Source organism: Bradyrhizobium sp. HKCCYLRH3097 (assembly GCF_051167875.1).
In the GTDB taxonomy this organism is placed as follows: Bacteria; Pseudomonadota; Alphaproteobacteria; order Rhizobiales; family Xanthobacteraceae; genus Bradyrhizobium.
Map to the genome: position 1 here is coordinate 441,880 of NZ_JBNPTX010000006.1, position 6,476 is coordinate 448,355.

4 protein-coding genes are annotated in these 6,476 nt (G+C 66.4%); 2 read left to right on the plus strand and 2 right to left on the minus strand.

Going from position 1 to position 6,476, the window contains the following annotated elements:
• Positions 1-37 precede the first annotated feature (37 nt).
• Complete coding sequence (locus ACQR0U_RS18000) at positions 38-661, plus strand: hypothetical protein (RefSeq protein WP_434843490.1); 624 nt, start codon at positions 38-40, stop codon at positions 659-661.
• Positions 662-701: 40 nt separating this feature from the next.
• On the opposite strand, the gene ACQR0U_RS18005 is transcribed toward ACQR0U_RS18000, so the two are convergent.
• The gene (locus ACQR0U_RS18005; RefSeq protein WP_316185308.1) at positions 702-3,908 is read right to left on the minus strand and encodes an autotransporter domain-containing protein; all 3,207 of its coding nucleotides are present in this window, start codon (positions 3,906-3,908) and stop codon (positions 702-704) included.
• Positions 3,909-4,410: 502 nt separating this feature from the next.
• Positions 4,411-5,433, minus strand: coding sequence for a methionine synthase (locus ACQR0U_RS18010; protein ID WP_315714721.1), 1,023 nt, complete (start codon positions 5,431-5,433; stop codon positions 4,411-4,413).
• Positions 5,434-5,570: 137 nt separating this feature from the next.
• On the opposite strand from ACQR0U_RS18010, the gene ACQR0U_RS18015 reads away from it, so the two are divergent.
• Positions 5,571-6,275 (plus strand): glutathione binding-like protein, encoded by a 705-nt coding sequence (locus ACQR0U_RS18015; protein ID WP_315749420.1) that lies wholly within the window; start codon positions 5,571-5,573, stop codon positions 6,273-6,275.
• The last annotated feature ends 201 nt before the right edge of the window (positions 6,276-6,476 follow it).

A 6,476-nucleotide genomic window follows, 5' to 3' on the forward strand; every position in this document is an offset into this window, starting at 1 on the left:
TACTCCCCATTCGCTATTCGCCAGCCGAAGGCTCGCCATGCCGCTGCAGAACCGCGTCACGCCGATGGGCGATATCGTCGCCGCGCCGCATCGCGGCCTCTTCACCGGAAATCGCGGCATCATCCACGACCCCGCGACGAAGACGCTGCTGAACCGGCGCTGGTCGAGTCCCGCCTGGCTGGTCTGCCTGTGCGAGTTTCGCGGCAAGCGCCGCAAGGTCATGGCAACGCAAAGCTGGACCGAGCTGTTCTTCCTTGACGAGGCGACCGCGCTCGCCGCCGGTCATCGCCCCTGCTTCTACTGCCGCCGCGACGACGCCAAGAGGTTTCGTGCGGCGTGGGAGGAGGGCAACGGCGTCGGGGCACTGCGCATCTCCGAGATTGATCGCGTGCTCCATCGCGAGCGCCTCGATCGCGGTCGCAAGCGCCTGCATCCGCTGCCGGCGCCGCTCGCCGCCTTGCCTGACGGGGCCATGGTGCAGTCAGGCGAGGAGAGCTTTCTGATCCGAAAAGGCAGGGCGCTGCCCTGGTCGGCGGCGGGCTATGACGCGCCACGCGCAGGGATCACCGACGCGTTGCTGCTGACCCCGCCCTCGACGCTGCGCGCGATCAAGGCGGGCTACGCGCCGGTGCTGCATCCGAGCGCGATGACCGTCGGGTGATCGGGGCGCCGTGCGGATGTGCCGCGCGGAGCTCCGCGCGTCACCACGTGTAGCGCACGATGCCCTTGCCGGCGTAGCTGCGGGTCACATCCGAGAACTCGCCCTCGAAGCTCGCGGCGGCCGACCAGCCATTCCGCCACTTCATTTCAGCGGAGACCGTGGTCAGCGCTGAATTCTGCGCCTGCCGCGCGCCGTTGACGACGAAGGATGCGCCCGGAAGGGTCTGGAACGTGGCCCCGGCCGACCGGCTGGGGTTGAAGTCATAGGCCCAGGCGAAGCGGCTGCGCAGCGTGAAAACGCCGTCAGCCAGCGCATAGGCCTTGTCGGTGCGCAGGCCCAGCTCCGACCGCGTATCGGTGACGTTCTGCGATCCAAAGCGCAGCGCGAAGGTATTGGCGCCGGAGACCGCATTCTCCGCATAGCCCGGCAGGCTGAACGTCGTGAACTGCGCCGCGGCGTAGGGCGTGATCCCGAACCCCATCCAGGGCGACACGAAGCGATAGCCGCCCTCGACCCGGCCGGCAAAGGTGTTGGCGTCGAAATTGGCCCGCAGCTGGTCGACGCCGGCCACGGTCACGGTGCGGTTGGTGGTGATGTTCTGCCAGCCATAGGCCAATGCCGCGGAGATATAGGCCGGGCCGACCGTGTGCCGGACGAAGGCGCCGGCCTGGAACAGGTCGGACCGGCCGCTGCCGCCATTGGCGACGCTGAACGTGGTGCCGCCGCCGGCCATCGAGAACCCGGCGATCGTGGACGGCGAGAAGCGGTAGTCGGCGCCGACGGCCGTGCCGTAGATGTTGCTGGTGGTATTGTTGGACCCGAGCGCGGTGTTGCCATCAGTGGTCTGCGAGCCGCCGAAGCCGGCTGCCCACACGCTCCAGCCCGGCCTGACCACGGGCGCGGCCGGCGCCTTGGTGTAGATCGCGGCCAGCGCGTCGTTCGGATTGCGCTTGGACGCAAAAGCAAGCGTCTCCTCCGCGTAGCCGATCGCGCCGCTGGGCGCAGAGCCCTGGTCGCCGCGGCCGCCGATGAACGGATCGGTCATGACGCCCATGAATTGCGTCATCGCATTGAACGTCGTCTGCTGCGAGCCGGTCGCGGTCTCGCCCGAGATCTGCGTCAGTCCCGCTGGCGTCAAGCCGGTGAAGACGACGGGAATGCTGCCGTTCGTGTTGAAGTAGTTGCTGAGCGCGTTGCTGACGTTCTGCTGGTTGATGTTCCCCGACGAGCCCATCGTCAGATTGAGGAAGGCGTTGTTGGCGTCGTAGCTCAACGTCGCGCTGAAGCCCGCCGGCAGGTTGGTGTTGGTGACGCCGCCGAAGGTGCCGCTGACGCCGCCGGTGGCGGTGAGAATGGTGTATTGCTTGGAGATGTAGCTGCCGTTTGCGAAGGTCGCGGTGACGGCGGCGCCCCCGAGCGTCGCAGTGCCGGTGACGGTGGCGAACGACGCCGTGCTCGGATTCACCTGCACCAGGTATTGCGCGCCCGACTGGAACGCGAGGTTGCCGACGATAGCCATGGAGGACGCCGGGGTGCCGTTGCCCGGCGCGAACGAACCTGAGATCGTCGCGTTGGCGCCGGTGACGGTGCCATCTCCGCTCAGCGTGCCGAACGTCTTGTTGAAGCCGTTGAGATCCAGCGTGGCGCCGGACAGCACGCTGAACACCGTGCTGGCGCCGAACGCGCCGGCCGAGCCCGCGCGCAGCGTACCGGCGTCGACATTGGTCGCGCCGGTGTAGGTGTTGGTGCCCGAGAGCAGCAGGATGCCGCCGCCCGCCTTCACCAGGGTGCCGGCGGAGGCGCCGTCGCCGACGATGCCTTGCAACGTGGTCGTGGTCGCGCCGGCTACGTCGATCGTCGACAGCCCGGCAATCTTGAAGTCGCGGCCGTTGGCGAACGTCGTCGTGCCGGTGACCGCCAAAGTGCCGCCATTGGAAATGATCACGTCGTTGGCGACGTTGCCGAGATTGGCGGTGGCGCCGACCGAGAGCGTGCCGGCGCTGATGTTGACGTTGCCGGTGAACGTATTGGTCGCCGACAGCACCAACGTGCCGATGCCGGTCTTGTTGATCGCCGTGTTGACGCCGCCGGTCGTCAGTCCGGTGCCGCCGATGGAGTCGCCGTAGGTCACGGTGCCGCCGGACACGCTGATATTGGCCGTCACGCCGCTCAGGAAGATGCCGGCGCCCTGCGCTGCACCGGCCGCTGCCGAAAACCCGTTGATGGCGCTTGGCCCGATGCCGATGCCGGGGGTGCCGGCGGCGCCACCGGTGACGGTGTTGCCCGAAATCGGCGAGTCGAGAATCGTCAGCGTGCCGCCGGTGGCGACATAGATGGCGCCGCCATTGGCTGCGCCGCCATTGCCGCCGGCGCCGCCGTCGGAGCCGGGCCCAGGCCCGCCCGCGCCGCTGGCATTCGTCGCGCCGTCGCCGCCGGTGCCGCCGTTGCCGCCATTGGCGTTGCCGGTGCCGCCCGGATTGTTGTTGGTGTAGGTGTTGCTGTTGGTGGTGCCTGAGCCGCCGCCGCCACCGCCGCCGTCGCCGAGCGCGGCGCCCGCGGTGCCGGCCGTGCCTTGCGTGCCGGTATGTCCGCCGGTGCCGCCCGCGCCGCCGCCGCCGCTGGCACCGCCGTTGTTCGCGGCACCGCCCGCGCCGCCGTTGCCGCCATTCACCGGGTCGGCCGCCGCATTCTGTGCGCTGCCGCCATTGCCGCCGGCGCCACCGGTGGCGCTGTTGCTGGTGAAGGTCACCGCGGCGATCGTGACGTTGGCGCCGCTGCCGACCAGCAGGCCGCCGCCGGCACCGAGACCGCCACCGCCGCCGCCGCCGGAGCCATAGGCCAGACCGCCGCTATAATAGCCGTTCTGGCCGTTCTGGCCGTTGCCGCCGATCGCGGCCGTGTTGGTGATCGCCAGGCTGGAGATGTTCACGGTCGGCGCGTTGGCACCGTTGACGACGATGCCCTGAAACGAGGAGGCGCCGTTGATCGTCTGGCCGTTGCCGGTGATGTTCACCGTGACGTTGCTGTTGGCGGCCTGCAGTTGCGCAAGCGAGCTCGACAGCGTGAAGCCGCTGGTGATGTTGATGGTGACGGTCGAGTTGGCGCCGGCGGCCGCGACCGCTGCCACCGCCGTATTCCAGTCGGTCTGGTTGGCGACATCGATCGCCAGGGCCTGGGTGCTCAACATGGTGCCCGCAAGAAGAACCGAGAGGGTCAGCCAGCGCCGCGACTTCGGCGCAGCAAACATCGTTCTCGCAAGGCAAGCCATTGCATTCCCCAATAATGAAAGCGGAGGTCAGATACGAACTGGATTAAGCAGCAAAAAATTCACGCCACACTTGTGGCCAAGAAATGAAATGTTAGGACACATACTGTCAAGCGCAGCAAAGACACACAGCGTCGGGAATGTTGTGCGTCTGGTATTTTGCTACCAAGGATAGATTTTCCGCATCCGGCGACCGTGATCGATGATCGCTGCGATCTGCCGCAAAACACAGAGCAGTGCATATGAAAGGCTGACGTGGCCATCGCGGCGGTCGTGCAGGGGCAGCAAAGGCGCGGCCGTGCTGTTGCGGCGAATCGCGCGTGGTGAGGCCGTGCTCACCTCGGATGCGCTCTTACTTTGATTCCAGGCCCGTGTGCGTGTCGCCTCCCGGCGCGATCGCGATTGAGCCAGGGCCCCGAGCGCGATGCCTCGGGGGGCGGCGAGCCGTCGACGCCCTTGCCTCGGGTCTGACCTGACATCTGAGTCAGGCAAACCTTTGCCGTGCCAGCTTTGCGCCGGTGCCGAGCGCCATCAGCTTGGCCTCGGCGATCTCGCGCCGCATCGGCGCCATGCCGCAATTGGTGGTGGCGATGATGTTCTCCTTCGGCACCACCTTCATGACGTCCTCGAGGGTCTTGCAGACGTCCTCGGCGGTCTCGATCGCGTCGCTGGCGACGTCGATGACGCCGGCCTGCACGATCTTGTTCTTGAGCAGGCCGAGCAGCTCGATCGGCACCTTCGAATTGCGGCATTCGACGGCGACCTGCTGGATGGTGCTGGCGTCGATGACCGGGAAGGTCTCCTCATACTGCCGCCACTCGCCGCCCAGCGTCTCCTTCCAGTCGGTGTTGGCCTTGATGCCGTAGCCGTAGCAGATGTGCACGGCAGTCGGGCAGGTCAGCCCTTCGGCGGCGCGCTCCAACGCCTTGATGCCCCAGTCGCGCACCTCGTCCATGTAGACGTTGAAGGCGGGCTCGTCGAACTGGATCATGTCGATGCCGTCGTCGTGCAGCGCCTTGGCCTCCTGGTTCAGCAGCTCGGCGAAGGCGAACGCCATCTTCACACGGTCGCCGTAGTAATTGTCGGCGATGGTGTCGATGATGGTCATCGGTCCGGGCAGCGTGAACTTCAGCGCGCGCGTGGTGTGCGTGCGCGCGATCCGCGCCTCGTCGCCATGGACGCGGCCCTTCAGCGACAGCGGCGCCACCACCTGCGGTACCATCGCCTTGTAGCGGTCCTTGCGGATGCCCATCTCGACCTTGTGGGCGAAGTCGATGCCCTCGACACGTTCCAGGAAACCGTGCACGAAATGCTGGCGCGACTGCTCGCCCTCGGTGAGGATGTCGATGCCGGAATCCTCCTGCAGCTTCAGCGCCAGGATCGTCGCATCGCGCTTGGCACGCGCCAGCTCCTCGCCCTTCGACTTCCACGGAGCCCACAGCACGTTGGGCTCGGCCAGCCATTCCGGCTTCGGCAGCGAGCCTGCGATGGTCGATGGAAACAGCATGGTCGAACTCTCCAGCATAAAGGCGGTCAGGCTTGAGCGCCTGTCTGCCATGGCTTACCCTTCAGGTACAGAAGAACGAAGCCGCCTCGCGTGTTCCGCAGCGCGGCATAATGGTCCGGGGAAGGAATCGTGGAAGGATGATCGATCTCCATTATGCGCCGACGCCGAACGGCTGGAAGATCTCGATCATGCTCGAGGAACTCGGGCTGCCCTATACCGTCATTCCCGTCGACATCCGCGCCGGCGACCAGTTCAAGCCAGAGTTCCTGGCGATCAGCCCGAACAACCGGATTCCCGCGATCGTCGATCACGCGCCGGCCGACGGCGGCGCGCCGTTCCCGGTGTTCGAGACCGGTGCCATCCTGATCTATCTCGCCGACAAGACCGGCCGTTTCCTGCCGCAGGAGACGCGGGCGCGCTCGCGTGTCATCCAATGGGTGATGTGGCAGATGGCCGGACTGGGACCGATGATGGGGCAGCACGGCCATTTCGCGCTCTATGCGGCTGAGAAGATCCCTTACGCGATCCAGCGCTACCGCGACGAGGTCGCACGGCTGTTCCACGTGCTCGACGTGCAGCTCGGCAAGACCGGCGCCTATGTCGCCGGCGACGACTATTCGATCGCGGACATCGCCTGCTTTCCCTGGATGATGACGCATAAGGCCCAGGGATTCACGCTCGACGACTATCCCGACATCCAGCGCTGGTACGCGGACCTGCGCGCGCGGCCCAAGCTGCAGGCGGGGCTGGCGATCGGCAAGTTCGTCAAGGAGCCGTTCAACGAGCAGTCGCGTCATGTGATGTTCGGCGCGCGCGCGAAGGAGATGACGGGGCGGTCGTGAGCGAGCTCCGCGGCATCGCGAGGAGCATGGGGATAAGCCATCCAGACCGTATGTTGCAGCCCCTGGATTGCTTCGTCGCTACGCTCCTCGCAATGACGGAAAGAGTGGTTTGCACCAACTCTCTCCGTCATTGCGAGCGAAGTGTTCAGCCCGGAGACATAGCTTACACCTGTTCGGGGACATAGTTGACAGTTTTGGGGT